Source organism: Mesorhizobium sp. P2_F5, from assembly GCF_056403715.1.
In genome coordinates, this window is the sequence record NZ_JBFUEY010000011.1 from 128,001 (window position 1) to 152,144 (window position 24,144).

The 24,144-nt window shown below is 61.9% G+C and carries 25 protein-coding genes and 1 tRNA gene; 14 read left to right on the forward strand and 12 right to left on the reverse strand.

What is annotated here, in order from left to right; genetic code table 11:
* The first annotated feature begins 44 nt into the window (after positions 1 to 44).
* A complete protein-coding gene (locus tag AC1DYO_RS17645; protein ID WP_477265338.1) occupies positions 45 to 1,016 on the forward strand; it encodes a patatin family protein in 972 nt (323 codons plus the stop codon).
* A gap of 10 nt (positions 1,017 to 1,026) precedes the next feature.
* Here the strand turns inward: AC1DYO_RS17645 and recJ are convergent, their stop codons facing one another.
* The 5 genes from recJ to AC1DYO_RS17670 form a co-directional block, all read right to left on the reverse strand.
* Complete coding sequence (gene recJ, locus AC1DYO_RS17650) at positions 1,027 to 2,811, reverse strand: single-stranded-DNA-specific exonuclease RecJ (RefSeq protein ID WP_477265340.1); 1,785 nt, start codon at positions 2,809 to 2,811, stop codon at positions 1,027 to 1,029.
* A 60-nt stretch (positions 2,812 to 2,871) separates the two neighbouring features.
* Positions 2,872 to 3,855, reverse strand: a complete 984-nt coding sequence (gene glpX / locus AC1DYO_RS17655) for a class II fructose-bisphosphatase (protein ID WP_477265342.1) — start codon at positions 3,853 to 3,855, stop codon at positions 2,872 to 2,874.
* Positions 3,856 to 4,107: 252 nt separating this feature from the next.
* On the reverse strand, positions 4,108 to 5,421 hold the full coding sequence (locus tag AC1DYO_RS17660) for a homoserine dehydrogenase (protein WP_477265344.1): 1,314 nt from the start codon (positions 5,419 to 5,421) through the stop codon (positions 4,108 to 4,110).
* 48 nt (positions 5,422 to 5,469) lie between these two features.
* Positions 5,470 to 6,687 carry an LL-diaminopimelate aminotransferase gene (locus tag AC1DYO_RS17665; protein ID WP_477265346.1) on the reverse strand — a complete coding sequence of 406 codons (1,218 nt, stop codon included), beginning with the start codon at positions 6,685 to 6,687 and terminating at the stop codon, positions 5,470 to 5,472.
* 84 nt (positions 6,688 to 6,771) lie between these two features.
* Positions 6,772 to 7,182 (reverse strand): hypothetical protein, encoded by a 411-nt coding sequence (locus AC1DYO_RS17670; protein WP_477265348.1) that lies wholly within the window; start codon positions 7,180 to 7,182, stop codon positions 6,772 to 6,774.
* A 97-nt stretch (positions 7,183 to 7,279) separates the two neighbouring features.
* Between AC1DYO_RS17670 and phaC the strand changes: the two genes are divergently transcribed.
* The 5 genes from phaC to AC1DYO_RS17695 all read left to right on the forward strand — a co-directional run bounded on the left by phaC (position 7,280) and on the right by AC1DYO_RS17695 (position 13,041).
* Complete coding sequence (phaC, locus tag AC1DYO_RS17675) at positions 7,280 to 9,115, forward strand: class I poly(R)-hydroxyalkanoic acid synthase (RefSeq protein WP_477265350.1); 1,836 nt, start codon at positions 7,280 to 7,282, stop codon at positions 9,113 to 9,115.
* Between the two features lie 326 nt (positions 9,116 to 9,441).
* On the forward strand, positions 9,442 to 10,566 hold the full coding sequence (locus AC1DYO_RS17680) for a YcbK family protein (protein ID WP_477265352.1): 1,125 nt from the start codon (positions 9,442 to 9,444) through the stop codon (positions 10,564 to 10,566).
* Positions 10,567 to 10,669: 103 nt separating this feature from the next.
* Positions 10,670 to 10,744 (forward strand) — tRNA-Glu (locus AC1DYO_RS17685).
* Between the two features lie 129 nt (positions 10,745 to 10,873).
* Positions 10,874 to 11,146 carry a hypothetical protein gene (locus AC1DYO_RS17690; protein WP_477265353.1) on the forward strand — a complete coding sequence of 91 codons (273 nt, stop codon included), beginning with the start codon at positions 10,874 to 10,876 and terminating at the stop codon, positions 11,144 to 11,146.
* Between the two features lie 1,592 nt (positions 11,147 to 12,738).
* Positions 12,739 to 13,041, forward strand: a complete 303-nt coding sequence (locus tag AC1DYO_RS17695; RefSeq protein WP_477265355.1) for a hypothetical protein — start codon at positions 12,739 to 12,741, stop codon at positions 13,039 to 13,041.
* Here the strand turns inward: AC1DYO_RS17695 and AC1DYO_RS17700 are convergent.
* Positions 13,038 to 13,328 carry a hypothetical protein gene (locus tag AC1DYO_RS17700; protein ID WP_477265357.1) on the reverse strand — a complete coding sequence of 97 codons (291 nt, stop codon included), beginning with the start codon at positions 13,326 to 13,328 and terminating at the stop codon, positions 13,038 to 13,040. The genes AC1DYO_RS17695 and AC1DYO_RS17700 overlap by 4 nt on opposite strands.
* 110 nt (positions 13,329 to 13,438) lie before the next feature.
* Here AC1DYO_RS17700 and AC1DYO_RS17705 point away from each other — a divergent pair, with 110 nt between their 5' ends.
* Positions 13,439 to 14,404 (forward strand): IS1595 family transposase, encoded by a 966-nt coding sequence (locus AC1DYO_RS17705; RefSeq protein WP_477265359.1) that lies wholly within the window; start codon positions 13,439 to 13,441, stop codon positions 14,402 to 14,404.
* Between the two features lie 231 nt (positions 14,405 to 14,635).
* Complete coding sequence (locus tag AC1DYO_RS17710; protein ID WP_477265361.1) at positions 14,636 to 15,157, forward strand: hypothetical protein; 522 nt, start codon at positions 14,636 to 14,638, stop codon at positions 15,155 to 15,157.
* On the opposite strand, the gene AC1DYO_RS17715 is transcribed toward AC1DYO_RS17710, so the two are convergent.
* Positions 15,123 to 15,470, reverse strand: coding sequence for a hypothetical protein (locus tag AC1DYO_RS17715; protein WP_477265363.1), 348 nt, complete (start codon positions 15,468 to 15,470; stop codon positions 15,123 to 15,125). The genes AC1DYO_RS17710 and AC1DYO_RS17715 overlap by 35 nt on opposite strands.
* On the opposite strand from AC1DYO_RS17715, the gene AC1DYO_RS17720 reads away from it, so the two are divergent.
* The 3 genes from AC1DYO_RS17720 (at position 15,469) to AC1DYO_RS17730 (ending at position 17,239) form a co-directional block, all read left to right on the forward strand.
* On the forward strand, positions 15,469 to 16,278 hold the full coding sequence (locus tag AC1DYO_RS17720) for an STM3941 family protein (protein ID WP_477265365.1): 810 nt from the start codon (positions 15,469 to 15,471) through the stop codon (positions 16,276 to 16,278). The two genes, AC1DYO_RS17715 and AC1DYO_RS17720, sit on opposite strands and share 2 nt — an antisense overlap.
* 329 nt (positions 16,279 to 16,607) lie before the next feature.
* Positions 16,608 to 16,766, forward strand: a complete 159-nt coding sequence (locus AC1DYO_RS17725) for a hypothetical protein (protein WP_477265367.1) — start codon at positions 16,608 to 16,610, stop codon at positions 16,764 to 16,766.
* A 278-nt stretch (positions 16,767 to 17,044) separates the two neighbouring features.
* Positions 17,045 to 17,239 (forward strand): hypothetical protein, encoded by a 195-nt coding sequence (locus tag AC1DYO_RS17730; protein ID WP_477265369.1) that lies wholly within the window; start codon positions 17,045 to 17,047, stop codon positions 17,237 to 17,239.
* On the opposite strand, the gene AC1DYO_RS17735 is transcribed toward AC1DYO_RS17730, so the two are convergent.
* A complete protein-coding gene (locus AC1DYO_RS17735; RefSeq protein WP_477265371.1) occupies positions 17,236 to 17,670 on the reverse strand; it encodes a hypothetical protein in 435 nt (144 codons plus the stop codon). The genes AC1DYO_RS17730 and AC1DYO_RS17735 overlap by 4 nt on opposite strands.
* A 142-nt stretch (positions 17,671 to 17,812) precedes the next feature.
* Between AC1DYO_RS17735 and AC1DYO_RS17740 the strand changes: the two genes are divergently transcribed.
* On the forward strand, positions 17,813 to 18,148 hold the full coding sequence (locus tag AC1DYO_RS17740) for a GcrA family cell cycle regulator (RefSeq protein WP_477265373.1): 336 nt from the start codon (positions 17,813 to 17,815) through the stop codon (positions 18,146 to 18,148).
* A 490-nt stretch (positions 18,149 to 18,638) separates the two neighbouring features.
* Here the strand turns inward: AC1DYO_RS17740 and AC1DYO_RS17745 are convergent, their stop codons facing one another.
* Complete coding sequence (locus AC1DYO_RS17745; protein ID WP_477265375.1) at positions 18,639 to 19,529, reverse strand: adenylate/guanylate cyclase domain-containing protein; 891 nt, start codon at positions 19,527 to 19,529, stop codon at positions 18,639 to 18,641.
* 437 nt (positions 19,530 to 19,966) lie between these two features.
* Between AC1DYO_RS17745 and AC1DYO_RS17750 the strand changes: the two genes are divergently transcribed.
* Positions 19,967 to 20,506, forward strand: a complete 540-nt coding sequence (locus AC1DYO_RS17750; protein WP_477265377.1) for a hypothetical protein — start codon at positions 19,967 to 19,969, stop codon at positions 20,504 to 20,506.
* A 24-nt stretch (positions 20,507 to 20,530) separates the two neighbouring features.
* Here the strand turns inward: AC1DYO_RS17750 and AC1DYO_RS17755 are convergent, their stop codons facing one another.
* The 3 genes from AC1DYO_RS17755 to AC1DYO_RS17765 form a co-directional block, all read right to left on the reverse strand.
* Complete coding sequence (locus tag AC1DYO_RS17755; RefSeq protein WP_477265379.1) at positions 20,531 to 21,199, reverse strand: DUF2161 domain-containing phosphodiesterase; 669 nt, start codon at positions 21,197 to 21,199, stop codon at positions 20,531 to 20,533.
* Positions 21,200 to 21,262: 63 nt separating this feature from the next.
* Positions 21,263 to 22,504, reverse strand: a complete 1,242-nt coding sequence (locus AC1DYO_RS17760; protein WP_477265381.1) for an ATP-binding protein — start codon at positions 22,502 to 22,504, stop codon at positions 21,263 to 21,265.
* On the reverse strand, positions 22,501 to 23,226 hold the full coding sequence (locus AC1DYO_RS17765) for a response regulator (protein WP_477265383.1): 726 nt from the start codon (positions 23,224 to 23,226) through the stop codon (positions 22,501 to 22,503). The genes AC1DYO_RS17760 and AC1DYO_RS17765 overlap by 4 nt, the downstream gene beginning before the upstream one ends.
* A 219-nt stretch (positions 23,227 to 23,445) precedes the next feature.
* Between AC1DYO_RS17765 and AC1DYO_RS17770 the strand changes: the two genes are divergently transcribed.
* Positions 23,446 to 24,129 carry a hypothetical protein gene (locus AC1DYO_RS17770; RefSeq protein ID WP_477265385.1) on the forward strand — a complete coding sequence of 228 codons (684 nt, stop codon included), beginning with the start codon at positions 23,446 to 23,448 and terminating at the stop codon, positions 24,127 to 24,129.
* The last annotated feature ends 15 nt before the right edge of the window (positions 24,130 to 24,144 follow it).

Sequence of the window (24,144 nt, forward strand, 5' to 3'; positions counted from 1 at the left end):
AAACGTCCTTCCTGTAGAACGGACGTGGGACAAGGGAGATCGTGATGCTCGAATGGGCGTCATTGCGTAGCAGACCAGACGTGGGGGAGGCCAATGGCCCCTCATCGTCCGGCGGCGTGCCTGACCCGCAACCTGCGGGCAAGACAGGCATTTCGCTCGCGCTGGGCGGCGGCTGCGCACGCGGCTGGGCACATATCGGCGTGCTGCGCGCGCTCGACGAAGCCGGCATCGAAGTCTCGATGATCGCCGGCACCTCGATCGGCGCGCTGGTCGGCGGCTGCTATATCGCCGGAAAGCTGGACGAGCTCGAGGAGTTCGCCCGCAGCCTGACCAAACGCCGCATCTTCGGGCTGCTCGATCTCAATCTGCGCGGCAGCGGCCTGTTCGGCGGTATGAAACTGGACGCACGTTTGCGCGAGCACATGGCCGGCATCCGCTTCGAGGACCTGACGAAACCCTTCGTTGCCGTTGGCGCGGAAATCCGCACCGGCCATGAAATCTGGCTGTCGAGCGGCTCGCTCATCACCGCCATGCGCGCTTCTTATGCGCTGCCCGGTGTGTTCGAGCCGGTTAATTGCAATGGCCGCGTGCTGGTCGACGGCGCGCTGGTCAACCCGGTGCCGGTTTCGGTCTGCCGCGCCTACGAGCAGCCGCTGGTTGTCGCGGTCAACCTTCACTACGATCTGTTCGGCCGCGCCGCCGTCATCAAGCACAGCGCCGGCGAACTGCTCATCGAGAAGGATGCGCCTCGGCCAGGCCAGGCCGCCCCTGACCACCAGGCGCACCAGAGCCGTCTCGGCGTCACCGGCGTCATGGTCGAGGCCTTCAACATCATACAGGACCGCATTTCGCGCGCCAGGCTCGCCGGCGATCCGCCCGACATGTCGCTGCAGCCGAAGCTCAGCCATATCGGCCTGACCGAGTTCCACCGCGCCGACGAGGCCATCAGCCTCGGCTACCAGGCGACGATGGCGCAGATCAGCGAGTTGAGGCGGCTGCAGACGGTTCTGGCTTAATTCGGCGATCTCAGGCCTTTGCCGCATCGGAGATGCGAAACTGCACCGTGCGATTGCCGTTCCAGTAATTACCCGACAGCGAACCGGCGACATGGATCGTCTTGCCGCGGTTCTTGAACAGGAATTCGCCGAGCGCGGTATCAACGGCGCGAAAGGCGATGGCCTGGATGCGGCCACCGCTTTCCGACTGCAGATCGGCGCGGATGTGGTTGGTGCCGACCGCACGCGCGTCGGCCAGCCGGTGGCGCGGCAGCGCGAACACCGGTGCGACATGGCCGGCGCCGAACGGACCGGCCTTTTCCAGCGCATCGAGCAGGCTCAATGTCGCCCCTTCGGCGGCAAGCGCGCCATCAATGGCCAGGCTTTCCTCGTCCTGCAGCCGGAACACTTCGGCCGCCGCGCGCTCCTCGAAGAAAGCCCTCAGTTCTCCGAGCTTGGCGCGCTCCACCGTGATGCCGGCCGCCATGCCATGGCCGCCGCCCTTGACGATCAGCCCGGCATCGGCGGCTTCGCGCACCAGCCGTCCGAGGTCGAAGCCCGACACCGAACGGCCCGATCCGGTGCCGATGCCATTGGCGTTGAAGGCGATGGCAAAGGCCGGCCGCCGCGCATGGTCCTTCAACCGCGAGGCAATCAAGCCGACAATACCGGGATGCCAGCTGGTGCTGGCGGTGACGATGATGGCCGGGCCATTGCCGCCGGCAAGCTCGGCATCGGCCTCGGCGCGCGCCGCGGCCAGCATCTCCAGCTCCATCTGCTGGCGTTCCTGGTTCAGCCGGTCGAGCGTCTCGGCAATCGTGCCCGCCTCGACAGGATCGTCGGTGGCAAGCAGCCGGCTGCCGAGCGCGGCATCGCCGATGCGGCCGCCGGCATTGATGCGCGGACCGATCAGATAGGCGAGATGAAAGGTGCTGATCGGCTCGCCGATGCGCGACACCCGCGCCAGCGCGGCAAGCCCCTCATTCTTCTGCTGGCGCGCCATCTGCAGGCCCTTGACGACGAAGGCACGGTTGACGCCGATAAGCGGTACCACGTCGCAGACGGTGGCCAGTGCCGCCAGATCAAGCAGCGACAGCAGGTCCGGCGGTGCGCCGTCGGGCATACGGCCGCGCAGGATCCTGGCGGTCTGCACCAGAGCGAGGAAGACGACGCCGGCAGCGCACAGATGGCCTTGCCCTGACAGGTCATCCTCGCGGTTGGGATTGACGACCGCGGTCGCCTCCGGCAGGGCGCCGCCGACCTGATGGTGGTCGAGCACCACCACATCGGCGCCTGCGGCTTTGGCCGCATCGATGGAGACGGCGCTGTTGGTGCCGCAATCGACGGTGACAATCAGGGTTGCACCGCGCGAGACCAAATCGCGCATGGCCTCCGGATTGGGGCCATAGCCCTCGAAAATGCGGTCCGGAATGTAAATTTCAGACGGCACGGAGAAATGCGTCAGGAAGCGTTTGAGCAGCGCTGACGAGGCGGCGCCATCGACATCGTAGTCGCCGAAGATCGCCACCTTCTCCTTGTGCATGACAGCGTCGGCAATACGGGTCGCTGCCTTGTCCATGTCGGTCAGCGAGGCCGGATCCGGCAACAGGTTGCGGATCGTTGGATCGAGGAAGAGCTCGGCCTGGTCGGCGGTGACGCCGCGCCCGGCGAGCACGCGCGCGACAATGTCGGGCACGCCATGGCCTTGCGCGATGGCAAGCGCCGTCATGTCCTGCCGTTCGCTCAACCGGTGTTCCCAGGAAACACCGGTCGCCGACTGCCTGACATCGAGGAAGAGGCGTTTGTCGCCCGTCATAGGACGCGTCGTCTGCAGATTGTCATTTCCGGCAATATGCGACGGCTAAAGAGGAAAGTCTCAAAACTTTTCCAGATCCTGGTGGCGTGCCTTGATCTCGCGCACGGTGCGCGACGACGAGCGCAGCACGATGGTGTGCGTGGTGATGTAATTGCCGCCGAACTTGACGCCGGCCAGCATGTTGCCGTCGGTGACGCCGGTCGCTGCAAACAGCACATCGCCGCGCGCCATGTCCTCGGCGCGATAGATCCGTTTCGGATCGGCAATTCCCATTTTGGCCGCGCGCGCCACCTTTTCCTGTGTGTCGAGGATCAGCCGGCCCTGCATCCGGCCACCGGTGCAGCGCAGTGCCGCCGCCGCCAGCACGCCTTCCGGCGCGCCGCCGGTGCCGAGATAGATGTCGATGCCGGTCTCTTCCGGATCGGTGGTGTGGATGACGCCGGCGACATCGCCGTCGCCGATCAGCCGGATTGCAGCTCCGGTGGCGCGCACCGCCTCGATCAGCCTTTCGTGGCGCGGCCGGTCGAGGATGCAGGCGGTAATTTCGGATACCGCGACGCCCTTGGCCCTGGCAAGGCTGGCGATGTTTTCAGCCGGCGAGGCATCGATGTCGATGACGCCGTCGGCGTAGCCGGGGCCGATGGCGATCTTGTCCATATAGACGTCGGGCGCAAACAACAGGCTGCCCTTTTCGGCAATGGCGATGACGGCCAGCGCATTGGGCAGGTTCTTGGCGCAGATCGTCGTGCCTTCGAGCGGGTCCAGCGCGATGTCGACCGCCGGGCCTTTACCGCTGCCGACCTCTTCGCCGATATAGAGCATCGGCGCCTCGTCGCGTTCGCCCTCGCCGATCACCACCGTGCCCTTGATGGCGAGACGGTTGAGTTCCTGCCGCATGGCGTCGACGGCGGCCTGGTCGGCGGCTTTTTCATCGCCGCGTCCGCGCAATCTGGCGGCCGCGACAGCGGCGCGCTCGGTGACGCGCACAACTTCCATGGTGAGTATCCGGTCGAGACCGGCGACAATGTTCTGGGCCACATTCATCGGGAGAAATCCTCGTTCGCACACGCCTCCGCTAGAGCCGGATGATTTCAGGTCTGTTCGACCTGAAATCATCCGGCTCCAAATCAAAGAGATAGAGCATGATGTCGTCCGAAAACCGCTTCACACTTTTCGGCATCATGCTCTAGGGGCGCGCTTCTTGTGTCAAAGCTCCATGACAAGGGCAAGACTTGCCGCGTCAATTTTTTGAAATCGCAGCAATATCAATCGATTAAAGAAGAAAGATGAATTCTTCTAGCCGGCACGCTCGATGCGGATAACCTGAGGCTTGTCGGTCAGATGGCCGTCCTTGGTGATGCCGTCGACGGCCTTGCGCACTGCGGCTTCCGTCGTCTCGTGGGTGACCAGGATCACGGTCTTTTGCGCATCGGTTTCCGGTCCGGCCGCGTGCTGGACGATCGATTCTAGCGAAATGTCATTGTCGGCCATGCGCTTGGCGATCGCAGCAAACACACCGATGCGGTCGTGCACGGTCAGCCGAATAAAGTAGCCGCCGGCATGGCTGCGCATCTGCGCCTTCTTGTAGGGGCGCAACTCCTTGGCCGGCAGGCCGAACACCGGACCGTGCTGGAAGCCCGGCCGGCTCTTGGCGATGTCGGCGATATCGCCGACCACCGCCGATGCGGTGGCGTTGCCGCCAGCGCCTGGGCCGGACAGCAGCAGCTCGCCCAGAATGTCGGTTTCGATCGCCACCGCATTGGTCACGCCATGCACCTGCGCAATCACCGAGGCCGTCGGCACCATGGTCGGGTGCACGCGCTGCTCGATGCCGCTGTCGGTGCGCTGGGCGACGCCAAGCAGCTTTATCCGGTAGCCAAGATCGCCGGCCGCGCGGATATCGGCCTGGCTAATGTTGGAAATGCCTTCCATGTAGATGTCGTTGGCGGCGATCCTGGTGCCGAAGGCCAGGCTGGTCAGGATCGATAATTTGTGCGCCGTGTCATGGCCCTCGATGTCGAAGGTCGGGTCGGCCTCGGCATAGCCCAGCCGCTGCGCATCCTTCAGGCACTCGTCGAATGAGATGCCTTCGGCTTCCATGCGGGTCAGGATGTAGTTGCAGGTGCCGTTCAAGATGCCGAACACGCGGGTGACCGAATTGCCGGCCATCGCCTCGCGCATCGTCTTGATAACCGGAATGCCGCCGGCCACCGCCGCTTCGTAGTTGAGCAGCACGCCTTTCTTCTCGGCGATCTCTGCCAGCGCCACGCCATGCTTGGCCAGCAACGCCTTGTTCGCCGTGACGACATGGCGTCCGGCTTCAAGTGCTGCCTTGACCGACGAGCGCGCCGGCCCCTCGTCGCCGCCGATCAACTCGACGAAGACGTCGATGTCGGCGGTCTGCGCCATCTTGACCGGATCGTCGAACCATTTGGCGGCGCCGAGATCGACGCCACGGTCGCGCTTGGGGTCGCGGGCCGAAACGGCAGTGACAATCACGTCACGGCCGCACTGGCGGGTCAGTTCGGCCGCCTTGTCGCGCAGCACGCGCGCCACCGAGGCGCCGACGGTGCCAAGACCCGCAATTCCAACACGCAACGCTTCAGCCATGTCCGGCGACGCCCCTCAAACTATGCTCAAATAAGATGTGCGGCGACCTTAGCGATGCGCGGCGAGCGGCACCACATTGTTCGGCTGCTTGGCGCTGGATGCCAGGAAACGCTTGATGTTGCGCGCCGCCTGCCGGATCCGGTGCTCGTTCTCGACCAGCGCGATGCGCACATGATCGTCGCCGTGCTCACCGAAGCCGATGCCCGGCGCCACCGCCACGTCGGCGTGCTCGATCAGAAGCTTGGAGAATTCGAGCGAACCGAGATGCTTGAACGGCTCCGGGATCGGCGCCCAGGCGAACATCGAGGCCGCGGGTGCGGGAATGGTCCAGCCAGCGCGGCTGAAGGCGTCGACCATGACGTCGCGGCGCTTCAGATAGACCTCGCGCACTTCGGCGATGTCGGCGCCGTCGCCATTCAGCGCATGCGCCGCCGCCACCTGGATCGGCGTGAAGGCGCCGTAGTCGAGATAAGACTTCACCCGGGTCAGCGCCGAGATCAGCCGCTCATTGCCGACGGCAAAGCCCATGCGCCAGCCGGGCATGGAGAAGGTCTTCGACATCGAGGTAAACTCGACGCAGACATCGACGGCGCCCGGGACCTGCAACACCGATGGCGGCGGATTGCCGTCGAAATAGATCTCCGAATAGGCAAGGTCCGACAGGATGATGATGTCGTTCTTCTTGGCGAAGGCAACGACGTCCTTGTAAAAATCGAGCGAGGCGACCAGCGCCGTCGGGTTCGACGGATAGTTGAGGATCAGCGCCAAGGGCTTCGGGATCGAGTGACGGACACCGCGCTCGAGCGCCGGAATGAAGCCGTCATCCGGCTCGACCTGAAGCGAACGGATGACGCCGCCCGACATGATGAAGCCGAAAGCATGGATCGGATAGGTCGGGTTGGGGCACAAGATGACGTCACCGGGCGCGGTGATTGCCTGCGCCATGTTGGCGAAGCCTTCCTTCGAGCCGAGCGTGGCCACCACCTGCGTGTCGGGGTTGAGCTTCACGCCGAAGCGGCGCTGATAGTAGGCAGCCTGGGCGCGGCGCAGGCCAGGAATGCCGCGCGAGGAGGAATAGCGATGCGTACGCGGGTCGCGCACCACTTCGCACAATTTGTCGACGATCGCCTTCGGCGTCGGCAGGTCCGGATTGCCCATGCCAAGGTCGATAATGTCGGCGCCGCGCGAGCGGGCACTGGCCTTCAGCCGGTTGACCTGCTCGAACACGTAAGGCGGAAGCCGGCGGACCTTGTGAAATTCTTCCATGTCAGTTCCAGACGATTAGAATTGGCTTTGGCAGAGTGGCTAAGCGGACCTTGGCACAGGCGGCTTTTGGCGCGCCATATAGCTCTATTTGCAGGTAGGGTCGAGGGCGGGGTCGCATTTGGCTTCGATCTGCTTCAGCGTATCGTTGCCGTGGTTCTTCGCCAGCGAGTTCAGCGCCGCCGGGCTGGCGGACTGGACACCGCCGCCGCCTTTGCCCGCCTGCGCCTGCTGCTCGGCTTTCAACTGGTCAAGCTTGGCCTTGCTCTCCTCAGGCGTGAGCTGCTTTGCCGCCACCTGCGGCGGGATGTTGAGATTGGGATAGGAGCCGGTGTCCTGGGCGCCCTGGGTCAGGCCGACATCCATCCCGTTGCCGGTGTTGGCGCTCGTGCAACCGCCTGCCGCCAACAGCCCTGGCGCCAGACAGGCGATCGCAACCGCGATGCGGCAAAAGCGGCCTGCCCCCGAAAAAATGGTCTTGCCGGTGTTAATCGTCATAATGTTTTCCTGGCAGCCGGGGTACAGCGCATTGGACCCGGTCAGATGTCCCATGATAATATGTCAAGAAAACGCCCCGGGAGGAACCCCGCGAGCCATGTCCAAAGCACCTGATTCGAGCAAAGCGGAAGATGATCAATCTTCGACCGTCGAGCAATATCTGGTGAAAGACCCGGAACGCTTCGCGTTGAACATGGCGCGCATGGTCGAACAGGCCGGGAAGGCTGCCTCTGCCTGGGCCGAGCCGCGCGAAAAGGGTGAGGTGCGCGATCACGTCGCCGAACCCGTGGTCGACATGGTCAAAACCTTCTCCAAGCTCAGCGAATACTGGCTTGCCGATCCGCAGCGCGCGCTGGAGGCGCAGACGCGGCTGTTCGCCGGCTACATGACCGTGTGGGGCAACGCCATCCAGAAGGTCAGCTCGAATGCCGAAGCGCCGGACGATGCGGTCAAGCCCGAGCGTGGCGACAAGCGTTTTCAGGACCCCGAATGGGGCCGCAACGCTTTCTTCGATTTCCTCAAACAGGCCTATCTCGTCACCTCGCGCTGGGCGGCCGACCTGGTCGAGCACGCAGAAGGCCTCGATGACCACACCCGCCACAAGGCCAGCTTCTACGTCAAGCAGGTGTCCAACGCCATCTCGCCGTCGAACTTCATCCTGACCAATCCGGAGCTGTTTCGCGAAACCGTCGCCTCGAATGGCGAAAACCTGGTGCGCGGCATGAAGATGCTGGCCGAGGACATCGCCGCCGGCAAGGGCGACCTGAAGCTGCGGCAGGCCGACTACTCGCCCTTCGAGATCGGCAAGAACGTCGCGATGTCACCCGGCAAGGTGGTCGGCCGCAGCGATGTCGCCGAGATCATCCAGTACGATCCGACGACCGAAACGGTGCTCAAGCGCCCGCTGCTGATCTGCCCGCCATGGATCAACAAATACTACATCCTCGATCTCAACCCGCAGAAGTCCTTCATCCGCTGGGCGATCGAGCAGGGCCACACCGTCTTCGTCATTTCGTGGATCAACCCCGACGAGCGCCACGGCGCCAAGGGCTGGGAGGCCTATATAAGGGAAGGCCTGCAATACGGCCTCGACATGGTCGAGAAGGCGACCGGCGAGAAGGAGGTCAACGCCATCGGGTACTGCGTCGGCGGCACGCTTTTGGCGGCAGCCCTCGCGCTCCTGGCGCAGGAAGGCGACAACCGCATCAAATCGGCGACCTTCTTCACCACGCAGGTCGACTTCACCCATGCCGGCGACCTGAAAGTGTTCGTCGACGAGGACCAGGTGGCGGCGGTCGAGAAATCGATGAACGAGAAGGGCTATCTCGACGGCACCAAGATGGCGACCGCCTTCAACATGCTGCGCTCGGGCGACCTGATCTGGCCCTATGTCATCAACAATTACATGCGCGGCAAGGATCCCCTGCCCTTCGACCTGCTCTACTGGAACGCCGATTCCACTCGCATGGCGGCAGCCAACCATTCCTTCTATCTGCGCAACTGCTATCTCGAGAACAATCTCACACGCGGCGTAATGGAGTTGGCCGGCCGTATTGTCTCGCTAGGAGACGTCACCATCCCGGTCTACAATCTGGCGTCGAAGGAAGATCACATCGCGCCGGCGCTTTCGGTGTTCCTCGGCTCGCAATATTTCGGCGGCGAAGTCGAGTATGTGATGGCCGGTTCCGGCCACATCGCCGGTGTCGTCAACCCGCCGGCGGCCAAGAAGTACCAGTACTGGACCGGCGGCAAGCCGATGGGCGATTTTGGCCAGTGGTTTGCCTCTGCGGTAGAGCATCCCGGCTCCTGGTGGACGCACTGGCAGCACTGGATCGAGACCCAGGATGACACCCTCGTTCCGGCCCGCAAACCGGGCAAGCATATGAAAACCCTGGGTGATGCCCCCGGCACCTATGTCAAGGTGCGTGTGTAACGGACTGTAATGTCTGGTGAGTTGACGGACCGGCAAAACGGGGCGAAATGGTGTCGTCAACCATTAAGAAGCCTCAATTCGCCTCCAACGAGCGATTAATTCAGAGGCTTGCAGAATTGACACAAGTCTCGTTTCCGGTTTGGGAACACAAGGTTATTGGATGTGAACGTTTCGACGCCGCACCAATAGCAGCCGACCGGACGCCGAGGGGGAATTTAGTTTTGAAATCAGTAGGATCGCGTCTCGCGGGGAGAGAGGGTCGCACTATAGCGGCAGCGCTTTTCTCCGTGCTTCTGGCGTCCTGCACCTCCGCCGGCGACCCGACAATGTCGGTCGGCATGCCCGGCTACAATGCCACCGCTTCTGACATCGCCGCCGCTTCCGGTACGACAACAACATCCGATTCGACCGCGCAGGTCACATCGACAGGGCCGCAGATGATGATGACGGCTGCGGGCGATGCTACGCTGCCCGAGCAGGTCGCCTATGTGCCGATGGCCAAGCCCGGCGCCAGCTTCCCGGTCAACGTTCCCGCCGGCGCCGAAACCATCGTCGGCCAGACGCCGCAGCCGCTGCAGCAGCCGACGCAGACGGCGGCCGCAACCGACGACGTGGCGCAGCAGATTGCTACCGCCGACGCCGGCGTGACCGCACCGAAGCCGACCGCCGCCGCACCTGCGACCAACGAGGTCTATGTGACGGCCGCCGCACCCCAGCAGGTCGACGCGCCGAAGAAGGGCTTCCTCGCTTCGCTGTTCAGCACAGCACCAGCCTCGGCTGCACCCTCTCCGCTGATCAACTCCCGCTCGGGCGAACAGCCTGCGGTTACGGCCCAGCCCAAGGCAGCGCCGGCAAAGCCGATCGTCACGCTGGCCTCCGCTACTTCGGCCGACAAACCGGTGCAGCTGGCCTCGCTCGGCGATGACAGCAGCAACCACATCACCGGCAGCGATGCGCTGCCCGGCGTGCGCCAGACGGCACTGTTCGAGATCAAGCGCAAATCCGGCATCGACGACGAAAGCGACGTCGACCTGAACGAGGACGAAGGCTCGGGCGGCGCCTATCAGGTGGCCTCCGCCGCTGGCCTCGCCCGGCTCGCGCCCAACGGCCTGTTGAAGCAGAACGAAAGCGTCGACGTCGCCTGCCTGAAGCCGTCGCTGGTGCGTGTGCTGAAGACGATCGAAGGCCACTACGGCCGCAAGATGACGGTCACCTCAGGCTATCGCGACCCGGCCCGCAACCGCCGCGCCAACGGCGCCAAGAATTCGCTGCACATGTATTGCGCCGCCGCCGACATCCAGGTTCCCGGCGTCTCCAAATGGGAGCTGGCGAGCTACATCAGAACCATGCCCGGCCGTGGCGGCGTCGGCACCTACTGCCACACCGAATCCGTCCACGTCGACGTCGGCCCCGAGCGCGACTGGAACTGGCGCTGCCGCCGTCGGGGGTAAGTTTTTCTCCCCTCTCGCCTGGCGTTTGAAAAAAGTTGTCGCATCTGGCGGCTGATGGGTTGCCGGTTGGCAACAACGCAATTATAAGCCGCTTCGTCTGAGCGCGCCCATCGTCTAGCGGTTAGGACACCGCCCTTTCACGGCGGTAACAGGGGTTCGATTCCCCTTGGGCGTACCAGATCTTTCAATGACTTAGCCAAAATCCCACCTCACCTGTCCAATTTTTGGCCAATATCGGTCTGGCTTTGTCGTTGAACTGATTCCTGTCACAGTCAGCCAAATCCATGCAGGTGCGAGGGAAACACGTGTGATCGACTGGGAAAAAATCAGGCAAGACCGCTATTCGATGGAGTCGCCTCCTCCCGAATGGCCGTCAGGAGTCAAGCCGATCAGCCTGAGCGGTCTTACACTGCTCGGCGTCGATCCTAGGACCAATCGGCTGTATTGGGATGGCCACGCGATTGTCACCGAGAAGCGGTTGTCCGACTATGAGAGGCGCCTTGCTTTAGCTGTCACCCTCGCTACTGTGGTGATGGCTCTGATCGAGGTGGGCCGCGCCGCTCACTGGATCACCCCTTGAGAAAGCCGTCATCGGCTCATCGTTTGGCGTGATATGCTCTCTCAAACTTCATAGGATCTGAGACCATCTATGACCCAGGAAATGCTCGAAAATCACATTGCTTGGATGAGACAAGAGCTTGCGAGCGTAACGAAGTCGATCGCCTCCCTAGAGAACGGCCAAAGTCGCTACTTATGCGATGCCATTTTTCAATGGCGAGGAGTTGAAACAGCGGACCATTTCTGAGTTCGCGAACCAGTCGGCATCGCGGTGATCTGAAACCGTGTTGGCGCCTCCCTATCGCCGCTATCGCCGCTGCGATGATCGCCAGCGCGGTCTGGCGCTACAGGCAGCGCGACATGGTGGGCATGGCCGCTTGCATCCTGATGGCGGTTCTTGCGGTGGTGGTGCTGATGCTGCCAGCGCCTCTTCGCGCCGTGATCCTTAGCCAAGCGCCAAGTCCGAGGCAGGCTCGCCGAGAAAGGCCCCCGCCTTTTTTACTAGCTCTCGACGAGCCGTGCGCCGCGTACCCCCGGACGTCAAAACGCTGTCGCAGTCTGCCTCGATCGTCAAGCGAGTGTTCCGTTCGCGTGTTCGTTAGCGCAATCAGGTTGCGTCAATGTCACATTCGGTGGACGCGTACGAGCGTCTGTACGGCTCCTCATATTCGGCCGATCAACAAACCGTTGAGCATGTTCAGCCCTCTTGTGGAAAGAACGTCGCGCGGGTAGGCCGAAAATCGCGCCGGCCATTTTTCTAAGCGGGCGGCCCTCAGGATTTAGATCGGCCGCAGGTCGCCCTAAGCAAATTGGCTGAGGCTGCAGAAGCAAACGTATGAGACGGCGCCGATTGCCTTCAAAGTGGCTTGCGCTCATTCTAAGTCAGCCAGCACCGCGCCTCGTTCAAGCCAGACTGGTCAGGCCCAGCGACAGCCGCCCAAAGTCCCCTCGACCATGCCGCTGGGCCGCCCTGCGTCCGATAAGACGCGTCGGGCGACGGCGCGCTCCCGACTAGGCGGCTGTGTACCAGTGCCGCCATAGCGAGGCCCGTCGCTGCGCGCCCCCAACAGCGGCGGGCTTTTTTGTATTCGCTTTTGACCAAAGGCCGCCGCTTCGGCTTCGGCGTGATCTCTTCAATCCGCACTTGGTCGCCGATCTCCTCGGGCTTCCGCGATCACACCATAGGCTAACGTGATCCCGGCAGTTCACAATACATCCTACAAGCGGTCGATTCCTTAGGGAATGTAGCCGCTCCCATCAGAGGTCCGTCGCGTGGGGGCACGCGGCGGACTGCTGGTGGCCCACGCGGCCGATAGACGCGGCTACCTGGAGCATCGCCAGACGACGGCGGGTTTAGGCCTCCCTAACGTAAGAACGTGTCTTGCACGTTTCGGGAACAGGAAGGAGCTCGCCAGCGTGCATTTCCCACTGGCCGCTGTCCTACGCCGCCGAAGCGTCCCCCGCGTCCTGGCGCTTCCCTGTGGCCCGCAGGAAGCGCGCATTCGACCTGGCCCCTGGGCGAGATCGATCGCGGCTTGCATCTTCGCCTCACGGCATCGCGCAATATATTAGCAACCTCTTGACTAAGGCCGCGCCCGCTCCAGAATCCTATCGATGGCGCGGGAAATCAACATCGGCGACAAGGTGGCGATCTTCGCCACGGTAGGCAAGCGTATCGAGGATCGCGTGACCCTGCACATCCTCACGGCCAACAATCCCTATTCGATCATCGACCCAAAGGCGAAACCTGGCGACAGGAAGAGATTTGAGGGCGATGTCGTCTTCGTCGATGAGGATCTGGACCGTGTGACCGTGCAGGTGCTCGGACGCGTCACGGTTGATGCCGTAACGGTCGAACTGCTGAGGAAATACCGCCGGCCGAAGGGCACGGAGCCCTTGCTGCAAAAGCCAGCCTAGCGAGTGCCGAAAGTTGGCTTCCAATCGCGGTTGCAAGCCCTGTTGAGGCCCTCATAGTCGGGGACGCAGGTGAAGAACACAGGCCGGCGATCGCGGCCGGCACTCTTGCATGACGAGCAACCGAACAGGCCGACAAGATCCCAGTGCATGGCACCATGATCCGGCCCGAGCCGGTCGATCAGCGCCTGGATATCGAGCTTGGTCGACTTGCAGCACATCGGATGCCCGCAGTTGACATAGACGGTTTCGCGATCGGCCAGGGTATCGGCAAGGGTCTTTTGGGGCATGGCGAACTCCGTTGAAGGGGTCGCCGCAACAGGGAGGATTATATTCCTAATTATATCGTTGACACCACAAACCCTAGGTATAGTATGGGCTGCAAGAGAGGGACGCAGCCATGTTCTCCGCACCACACTTCCACGATGACGAAGCCGCCCGTAGGCTTTTAGAGGAAATCCGCTGGCCGGAAGGCCGTTCCTGCCCGCATTGCGGAACCTTTGACCGCTCCTACGCTACCAAGCGCACCCAGAAGTGCGGCGCGACCGTTTACCGTTGTGGTGAACCGGAATGCCGGAAAGATTTCAGCGTCACCACAAAGAGCGTTATGGAGTCCTCGCATATCCCGCTCCACAAGTGGATGCAGGGCTTCTTTCTCATGGCTTCGTCCAAGAAAGGCGTCTCGGCCCACCAGCTTCATCGTATGCTCGGCATCACCTACAAGGCGGCTTGGTTCATGGCGCACCGCATTCGTGAAGCCATGCGCGCCGATGGTACGTTCGGCCCGTTAGGCGGCGAAGGCAAAATCGTTGAAGCCGATGAAACCTACTATGGCCCAATCGAGAAGGCGAAGCGCCGCACGACTACCACTAGGGGCCGCCCGTTTACGAAGAGCGGCAAGACTGGCCCGTCAAACAAGCGCCCGATCATCGCCTTGGTCGAGCGCGGAGGTTCGGTTCGTATGTTCTATGCAGGCGTTGCCGATAAGCAGACCGTGACCAAGATCGTTGCCGAGAACGTTGCCCGCGAAAGCTACCTCTATACCGATGAAAGCCGCCTCTATGGCGATGCCGACCAGCTCTTTGCGGACCACTCGACAGTGAAGCACTCAGCCGGCGAATACGTGCGCTACGAGGGCGACCGCACCATTCACACCAATACCGTGGAGAACGTATTTTCGGTGTTCAAGCGCGGCATGCGCGGCGTCTATCAGCATTGCGATGAGAAGCACTTGCACCGTTATCTTGCGGAATTTGACTTCCGCTACAACCATCGTTCGGCGCTTGGCGTTGAGGATGAAGCCCGCACACATGCGGCGATCAAGGGCGCACCCGGCAAGCGCCTCACCTATCACCTACCTGACTAGTCCGGTTTATCGCTATCGCGCCCTGCGCTTTTTGCGCTGGCAGAAGAAGCATCCGAAGAAGCGGAAGAAGACTTAGGTTTTCTCCCGCGCTTTTGTTGCGCCGCCACCCCTATCGGTGCCAAGCTCTTCAAAGGCGCGGGGGGCGTATTCAGCGCAGACTTTAGCAGTCTGCGGAAACGGTCTTCCGCTTCGTTGTCGCCATATTGGTCGCTCTTTCGCGGTACCGATGTCATGTCTGAAAGCGTCCCATTGACACCCGAAGAAGAATTAGACGCCATTATGCGCCCTCACGACGAGGCTGAGAAGCGCTTGGCATACGCTATTGGCAAGTTCTGCCTGGATTTTTCAGTGCTTGAAAAACACATCGTTTGGGCCATCGCTTGCCTGCTTCCCATTGATAACGTCCGGAAAATGCAACTGCTATTGGGTCCGATAGTCAGCGTAGATACTCGACTAAACATAATGCAATCCATAGTAAAGGGGAGAAAGACAAAGCCTGTTTCAAAGGAAATATTGGAGATAATTAAGGAAATCAGAACCTTAACCACATACCGGAATGAGCTAATTCACGGCGATTGGTCAGGCTGGTCTCCTAACGACGACGCGTTCGGCAAATGGTACACAACGACGCGTGACAAATTTAAGAGATACCACAAACAATTTCGCCCGACAGAGATCGTATCGCAGTCGGAGAAGTGCTTTCCTTTGGTAGTGCGCCTTAGCAAGGCCGTGAAGGAATATCAGGAAAGCTGAGACGTACCGTCTCCATAGCCTTGTATATTTTTTCGGCGTATTCAGACGCGCTGTTGAATTCAGGATCAAATTCCCGAACCAATTCCTCTCCAGCCTCGATCATCTCGGGCGTGATTTCGATCTCGCTAACTGGTGTGGTGGGGCGCCCCACCTTCCGGCCTGTCATGGCTGGAATTCTACTCCTAGCCGTTGTGGTGTCAACGACATAATTAGGATTATATTCCTGATATCGGTAGCGCTGGCAAGCCGGCTTGCGCACGACTGCGTGCTGCGCGATGCTGATGCCGGGGAAGAAGTATTGGGGGATATTCATGCAAGACGCGACCAAAACAGTAGTCGAGCCTCGAACCATAAGAAGCTCAAGGATTAAGAGCCTCTTCTATCTGTTCGGAGGCATCGCCCTCGTCTGGGTAATGACTCACGCGGTCAGGGACTCGGCATCTCAATCAGGCGTAATCGCCGTCAAATTGCTAGTTGCGGGATGGGTTGGCATAGTTCTTTTCGGACTAGCCGCGCTGGGTGGCGCAATAACGCTCATCCGCCCGCGCGCTTTGACCCTGGACGGGAGTGGCTTTACTCTCCCCGCGCCCTTTGGTCGATCTCAGTTGAAAATTGCATGGCGGGACATTCAAGGCTTCCACGTCCGGAAGCAGGGAAAATACAAGTCAATCGGCTTTCGCCTCGAACCTGGCGCCAAGACGACGTTGAACCGAAGGCCGGGGATTGAGCTTAGCCTGTCCGGTGCGGGATGGCCTCTATCGACTGAGAAGATGGTCGAAGTCCTGAACACCTATCGGCAGCAGGCCCTGAATAGCGAAGCCGAGCCCCTGCGCGCGGTGGCCGGGACTGACTCTGCCAAACCTTCCACAGACAGGAATTTGCCTTCAAATCCGCTACCGGGAACAGCTCTCCGGAAGGCCTCCGGGCACGCCATCATTTCCTTCAAGCAAGCAGTCATCCTAGGGGCGCTTATGGGAATTGCTATAGGGTGTCTGCAATATGCGCTTGCTCCTTGGCCGAACCCGTTCGCTCCACTTGGCGTCGACGCCTCAATAGGGGGCATTGTGTCGGCAATCGCGTACCGACTTGTGTTCGGTTGGCGAGAACGCCAACGAGAGTGACTGCCACCAGCCCTTTTAGTTTAAAGCCATCACTCGCCGACTGCGATTCAATTAGCACATGCTTAATTAGTTCCGGAAAATTTTAACGAATCGTTGACCGCGCTGTCCCATTATAGGACGGCGCGGTCAAACCCCAACCGGACTGCGCAGGCGGCTCCGGCACCAAGCACCCCGCCCAGCTGTCGGAGCCGCCACCGATACCTAATATACCAGCAATGGTTGAATCAACTGTTACCGCACGTGCTTTCCAGTGCGCTTCCCTGATCGTTAGACTTTGACGGGACAAACAGGGGATTCACAGATTCGCCGTTTCGATCTGGAATCTGCTCATGGAAACGATCTTTGACGATCTCTCCCTAGCCCTTAGAGCGCCCCGCACAGACGCCTGGCGTCCTGTCCGCGCCTTGGCCCTAGAATTGGCAGGCAAGCTGTTCCTCGGCCTTGCAATCGGCCTTGGCGTGGGCATCGGGATGGCGCTCGCCGGTTAGGTCGGCCCTTCAATCGCTGGTTTAGCACTTGCTTGTGTTTCGTTTGAAGCAGGAGCATGCTTACAGACGGTGGAAAAGGGGTACGTTATGGAATCCGTTTGCACTTACAGCGACACCTGTCTGTTGTCGGTCTTGGTCAACGTCGCGATGGCGTTTATCGTCATGGCACCGTTCGCCGCGACGCGGCTGCTCGTTTTGAGGATGCGTAAGGACTCGGTCGGACAGCTTCAACCCGCCTGAGGGACCTTAGGCAAACGACAGTGCCGGGGCGCAAGGCAATGAAAGCAGTCGCCATCGGCTTGGTGGTGGTGATCGTCGTTTCGATTGGCGCGCTGCTCGCGACATCGGATGTAATTCTCATCTATCAGGAGAAGACCGGTGACGGTTATTTTTGCCGGTATTTCACCGGAACCGGGACGTTCACGACACCAAGCTACGCGCTCACCGGCTGCCCGTACTTCATTACTGTTTAGCAGTAGGCGAGGCGGTTAGAGTGGAACGAACGATGGCCACCACGCCAGCGCCAGCACGATGGCATCACCAGCTCAGGACCGCGCTCGCCGACCCAATAAGGCGTGTTGGCTGAGATAGGGCCGCCAGCGGCTCGCTGCGGATACATGGCGGCCACCTGCGCCAAAACCCTCGGGTCTTGATAGGTCTTGGGTTGGGTGTATCCCCACGAGTTTGTCGACGTGTTGAAGATTGGCGTTGAAGAAACGGCAGGGCCGTTCGATGAATAGCGGGTGACGCCGACCCCACTGGTGCCGCCGGTCTGGTTCGGCACATCGTAGAGAGATTGCGTGCCGGTGCCGACTTGCCTCGTCAGAACCGAGATCGTGATGGTTTTTGTCGTGCAAAGCATTGATCGCGGCCCCCAACTGATGCGCAGCGCCTGTGCCGGCATCCAATTCTCTATGGGCCTGAATGAGCGAGTTGGCGAAGCTGTTGACCAATGCCCGATGCCAGCGCAGGTGTGGCCTTAAGTCGCAAACTATTGGCTTCAAAAGCAGGGCGTCGGGCTTCATTGACGGTGCGACCAGCACCATATGGTGATCCAAAGCCCTCCAAATCGAGAGAAGCTCGCCAGACGGGTCGCATTGCGGCTGTCAGCCAGCAATGGCTATGAACCAAGGAACCTGAAAACCATCATGCCAGAAAATGTCAGACTAACTTCGAGAGACGTTCCCCTCATTCAGCTCGGCGTCCATCAGTGCCGCTTCCCGGTGAGCGAAGACCCGTCAGTACCTGGCGGCTACCGTTTTTGTGCCGGGCCAACTTCGCCGGACCGTGTCTACTGCGATCACCACCACAACATCGTGACCGCCGTGGACCCGCGTCGAGCCCGTTCGGGTCTCCATATCCCCCAACGGCGCGCCGCTTAGGTTACGAAGCCCCACAAGCCACCCCCTACCGGCGCGTCACATCCCGGTAGCTTGTCCAATAGACAGCCGCAAGACAATCGCTGAATTTCACCAGGGGTGGAAACGCGCTGTTAACGTCGTTTTCGGGTGACGGTATGTCGGCCCGGCTCGGAAGCGTAAGTTCTGCATGCTCTCAGCCGTGGAGGTCGGGAATGCACTTGCTGCGAACAGCGCTTTTGTGCGCGGCCATGATCGGCCTGGCAGGACTATCGGTCGTTCGCGCCGAAGATCAGCCTGTTTCGCCGACAGCGACACCAGAACAGCCGCCGGTTCATTGCGAGGGGCAAAATTGCTTGCCGCCGGCCGAGGACCACGTCGAGGAGTGCAAGGGGCAAGATTGCACGCCGGCTCCCGCGACAAACCAGACGCCTGCTCCCGAGATCGAACAGGTCAAGTGAGCAGCATCAGCCGGTATCCTGGACTCCCCAGCGAAACCGGCGCCGCCGCCGCGTCAGCCTGAGATAATTTCGTAGGTAAGGAGCTGAGCGTCGCTTAGGGACGACCTCCGTCCAGGCGAGATGACGCCGGAGCCGAACAGGAGAACGGCTTCACGGCGCACAAACACTTCATGGTCGGGTCCAGTCGACACAAATGTGCCCGACGAACTTCGCTCAACAAGACCCGCCCTGCCGTTCGAAATGGTGAAGGTCGCGTGGTGCCTTGAGACCCAGGGCCGCGGGACGACAATATTGCATTCAGGAGATCGGCCGATGGTCACGAATTCGTTGTTGCGGCAAGATCGCAACTGATCTCCATAGCGGATGACCAGATTGATGTGCCTAGGCGGGGCGAACCGCCTATCGATAATGGTGCCCCGGCTTGCGATCTGCGTAGTGAGGCCCCCATCGTCGCTACCCAGGGTATAGACGTCGAAGGGCTCTTCCTTCCCCTTGAAGGGCATTTTGTCGAGGAGCCGCAAGTCACTGCGGCCCTCTGAGGAAAGGGCTTCGAAGAAGCTCTGGCTTATCAGCACCTCCCCCGGGTTGGCCGTGGTGGACAACCTTGCGGTGACATTGACAACGTCCCCGAATACTTCGCCCCGCGTGCGAATAACCGCCCCGAAGTGCAATCCGATCCGGGTGGTCAGCGACCCTTTCGTCAGTTGGTTGCTAATTTGACGGACGGCCCTCAGCGCGCCCTCTGGCCTCTCGAACAGGCTAAGCACATCATCGCCCTTCGAGTGTATAAAATCACCGCCGTGCCGGACGGCGATCTCGCGTATCGCGTCTAGGCAATCCGAGACCTGCTGCAGAGCGGCATCGTCGCCGATGCGTTCATACAGCGGCGTGCTGCCCACCACATCGGCTAAGAGGACTGCGGCTAGAATTCTTTCCTGATCCATCGTCCTAAAGCTTCCGGCACCGACTTATCTCAACTGGACTTGCCACCCGTCTCGGAGTCCTTGTCCTTGCGGTCTCGGTGCTATGCTGCCGGCCAGCGGCTGACTTTCGCGATCACACCATAAGGGCACGCGGGCGACTCGGCTACGCTTTCCAAGCGGCGGACCTTACCCGCCTTTTGGCCGGCGCCTGCCCACCCAAGGTATCCCAACCCCTGGCGTTGGCCATTTTTCGACCTATCCAAAGCAACCGCTTGCAATGTGCCTGGGACCGCGCCAAGGGCCTGGAATAGCAACCGACGAACAGGCATTCCTTCCGTGATGCATCCACCCTACGTTTGGCAACGCCGTCTTTACCGGCGGATGTCAAGGTCCAGCCGTCATTGTGCCTTCATCGATGACGGCGGATTGTGGCGGACGCCACGGGTGGGATCGGCAGGATGCGGGCTTGGGAGACATCGCAGGCGGACCGGTGGCAGGCCGGCGGCTGGAATAGTCTGCAAGCCTGCTTTGCCTTCCTGGCCTTGACGGCGGCCTTCGTACAGCCGGCAGAGGCAGGCGACCGTATCTCGCATGTGCTTGATCGCACCAGCACAGCCTCGGCCTATGCGGCCGAATCAGACCTTGTAACTGCCTACACGTCGGGCATGGCGCGCAGCCGCCTGAACCTTGCCGGGCGCACCGGTGAGACCAATCTAGCGGTCCCGCTCGAGCCATGGTCGTTGCGAGCGGAATTCCGGGCGCGGACATGGCGTGCGGCGGACGGCAGCCTGCTGCAGGGTTTTGCAGGCACTGGCGGCTTCCGGGTGACCGTCGGAAATTGCCTTGCCCGCTTTTGCGCCGCCAGCGAATGCAGCGATGTCGGTTGGCCGCTCTACAGCTGCAGCGACGGCCGCAAACGAAAGATGTCGGCCACCGACTTTGTGACGGCAAGTTTCGATGGCGTCTCCTACCGGCGGTTGAGCGCCGCCAAGGAGTAACGCTGCAGGCACTGCGAAAAATCCTCACCCCTGGTCGTGCGCCACCTGCGGCCAGCGCTGCAGGGCGGCGTGGCCACCTTCGGTCAGCGCATACACCCCACGCTCGGCCCGAGCGAACCAGCCATAGACATTGTCCAGAAGGATGCTGGCCGCCCGTGGCGAAATCGCCTTCAGATCGCGCGGCCGCTTCGGGCCATCAGTCATGGCGGCGGCGCAGGCCAGCGCATCCTGCCGGTAGGCGGTCATGATCGGCGCGCGCGAACCGCCGCCGATCACCGGATCGCCGCGCCGGCGCCGGTGTTCCTCCATCAGCCGCGAGCGCCGCTTCGGGTCGCGGCGCGGCGGCAAGGCGGCCGGGCTGAGCAGCAATTCGACCTCGCCCTTGCTGCTGACAGCCAGAAGCCCGAAGCCGAGCCGCCGGCAGAGCGCGCGAAAACGGCGGTCGTGCTCGCGGCCCTTGCCACGCGCCGACATGCGCGCCGCCAGCCATACCTCGTCGCAAGCGGCAGCGCGATCGACGCCTTGCAGGACAAGTTCCAGGTTGAACTGCAGTTTCAGTTCGCAAATGACCAGCACTGGCGGCTCGCCATCACGCACCGCCACGATATCGCAATTGCCGATTTCGCCCTTGACCGTGAATTCCAGGCTCTCAAGAAACCGCTTCACCGGGACGTAGAGAGACGTTTCGTGCATGGCGCAGGCATAGCCGATTCGGACCCACCCGGCACAGGATTGCCGAAAGGCCAATGCCGCGCGCTAAACCGCCTTGAACACCACCGTCTGCAAAAGCCCGCCGCCGGACAAGTTTTCCAGCGTGATGGTTCCGCCATAGCGCTCGACGATTTCCTTGGCGATTGCCAAGCCCAGGCCGGCGCCGGGGATGGATTGCCAGCGGGCGGGATTGACGCGGAAAAATGGCTCGAACGCCTTGTTGAGCAATTCCGGTGGAATGCCGGGGCCACGGTCGGCGATGGCAAGCACGGCGCGGCCGTCGGCAGCGGTGAGCGAAACGCTGCAACCCTTGCCATGCGTGGCGGCGTTGACGATCAGATTGCGCAAGGCCCGGCGCAACCCAAGCGCCCCTGCCCGCACCGAGACCTTGTCGAGACGGTCAGCCGATACCTGATGTCCGAGCGATCGCATCTCAGCCGCGATGTCGCGGACCAGCCTTTCCAGGTCGACCGGTTCGACCGCGTCCTGGTTGACCTCCTCGCGCACCAGCCGGATCGCGCTGTCGGCGATGCGGTCGAGTTCGTCGAGGTCGTGCAGCCATTTTTCGCGGTCGTCGTCGAGGAATTCGGCGCGCAGCCGCATGCGCGTCAKCGGCGTGCGCAGATCATGACCGGCGGCGGCGACCAGCCGCATGCGGCTTTCCATGGCCGTCTTCAGCCGGGCGGAAAGCTGGTTGAGCGCATGCGCGGTCGCCTTGACCTCGGCCGAGCCCACTTCAGGCACCGACGCCAGTACGCCGTCCGAGCCGATCTTGGAGACAGCGGCCTCCAGCATTTCCAGTGGCCGGATCAACACGGAGGTGAAATAGACGGACACCGCCGTGGCGCCGGCCACGATCAGCGAGATCCAGCCGGCCAGAACCAGCCATTCGCGCCTTGGCGGCTTGACGTGAGGCACCTCCATGATCGCCCAGCGGCCGTCGGGCAGTTGCACCGACGCGAGCTGCTCGGGTTCGTCCGTCTTCTCGCTGACGATGGCTGGGAGGTCAAAGCCCCGGCGGCGTAGTATGTCGTTGAGCATCGCCGTTTCGGCACGGGCGACCTTGCCACCGGCGGGATGATCGGTGAACTGCACGTTCAGCACATCAGGGACAGGACCGGGCAGCAGCCGCACCACGAGTTCCATCTGTTGCGCAATCCAGGGCACGGTCAGTTCTGGCGGCGGCCCGCCGCCGCGCACGCTGATCACGGCGGCAGTGGCCAGGCCGACGACGCCGACGATCGAGGCAACCAGCAACAAAATGAGCCGCCGGCGCAGCGAGTTCATGCCTCGGTCTCCAACGTTTCGACGCGGGTGGTGAGCTGGTAGCCGCCATTGCGCACCGTCTTGAACAGCGGTTCCTCACCGGTCTCGGCAAACTTGCGGCGCAGCCGGCTCATCAGCACGTCGACGGATCGGTCGAGCGGATCGCGTTCGCGGCCTTGGGTGAGATCGAGCAGTTGGTCGCGCGACAACAGCCGGCCGGGCCGATCGAGAAACACCTGCAAGAGGTCGAATTCGGCGCCGGTCAGATCGACGGGAACCCCTTCCGCATCCGTCACCTTGCGGATGTCTGGCTCCAGAGTGTAGCTGGCGAAGCGGTAGATGCGCGCGCGCGGTGCCGCAAACTCCTCAGGTGCTGCCCGACGCAGCACGGCGCGGATGCGGGCGGTGAGCTCACGCGGGTTGAACGGCTTGCCGATATAGTCGTCTGCGCCGAGTTCCAGGCCGATGATGCGGTCGACATCCTCTTTCAGCGCCGTCAGCAGGATGATCGGAATATGCGGTTTGCGGTCGCGCAGTCCCCGGCAGATATCAAGCCCGGAGCCATCGGGCAGCATGACGTCGAGCACGATCAGGTCGAATTGGCCGGCGCCGAGCTTCTGTTCGCATTCGCGGCGGTCCGCCGCCATCGAAACGCGAAAGCCCTGGCCGTCGAGATAGCGCCCGAGCAGCGTCCTGATCTCGCGGTCGTCGTCGACGACGAGGATGTGGGGTTGCGATTGCATTGCCTGCGATGTGCCCTTTGCCGGTTTGCCACGCCGATTATAGGCAAGCCGCCGGCGCACAGCAGATAAAATTGCAACCGAATGTTGCCAGCAATCCGGCAGAAACATTCCGAAACAAATCTGCCTTTGCTGGAAACCTTCGGCAACACACCGAAGCAAAGCGGAAAAAGAGGCCCCCTATCCTGCTGCCATCCGATGCATGTGGGAAAGGATTACGTCATGCAAAGCAGACTTCTGGCGCTCGGCTTGTTCTCCGCGGTCGCCATTCATCCCGCCCTTGCGCAGCAGGCCGGCCCCGCGCCCGGCGAGCAGCCACAAATCCTGGCGCTGCAGGACGACCCGGACCAAGGTACCCCGGATCAAGGTCCTTGGCCGCACCGGCCGACATGGCACGGCCCGGAAAGCTTCGGCCTGCATCGCATGGGCCCACCGCCGCAATTGCTCGCGGCTCGGCTTGCTGCGCTCGAAACCCGCATCGGCGTGCGCAGCGAACAGCTCGATGCCTGGCGCGACTATACCAGCGCGCTGCAGGCGGTGCTGGCGCCGCCCGGGCCCGATCATGGCTTCGGTGGCTCCGGTGGTCGCGGTCCCGATGGAAGTGGCGCGGAGGACCACGGCGGCAAAGCCGATCAGGGTCCCCGCGATCCCTTTGCTTTCCAGGAAAGACTGGCCGACGATGTTACCAAGCGTGGCGCGGCGGCCGCCAAGTTGAAGGACGCGATCGCAGCGCTGCGCACCAAACTGACGCCCGAACAGCTTGAAATACTTGCCTCGGCGGAGCCACCTCACGGCCCACCCCCCGGTCCCTGGGGCCATCCGCCGGACGCTGCCGGTCCAGGAGGTCTGCCTGGCCATGACAGACACGCTCCCAATGCCCTACCCCGGACTGACGAGCAACTCTGACCGGCTGCGCCGGCC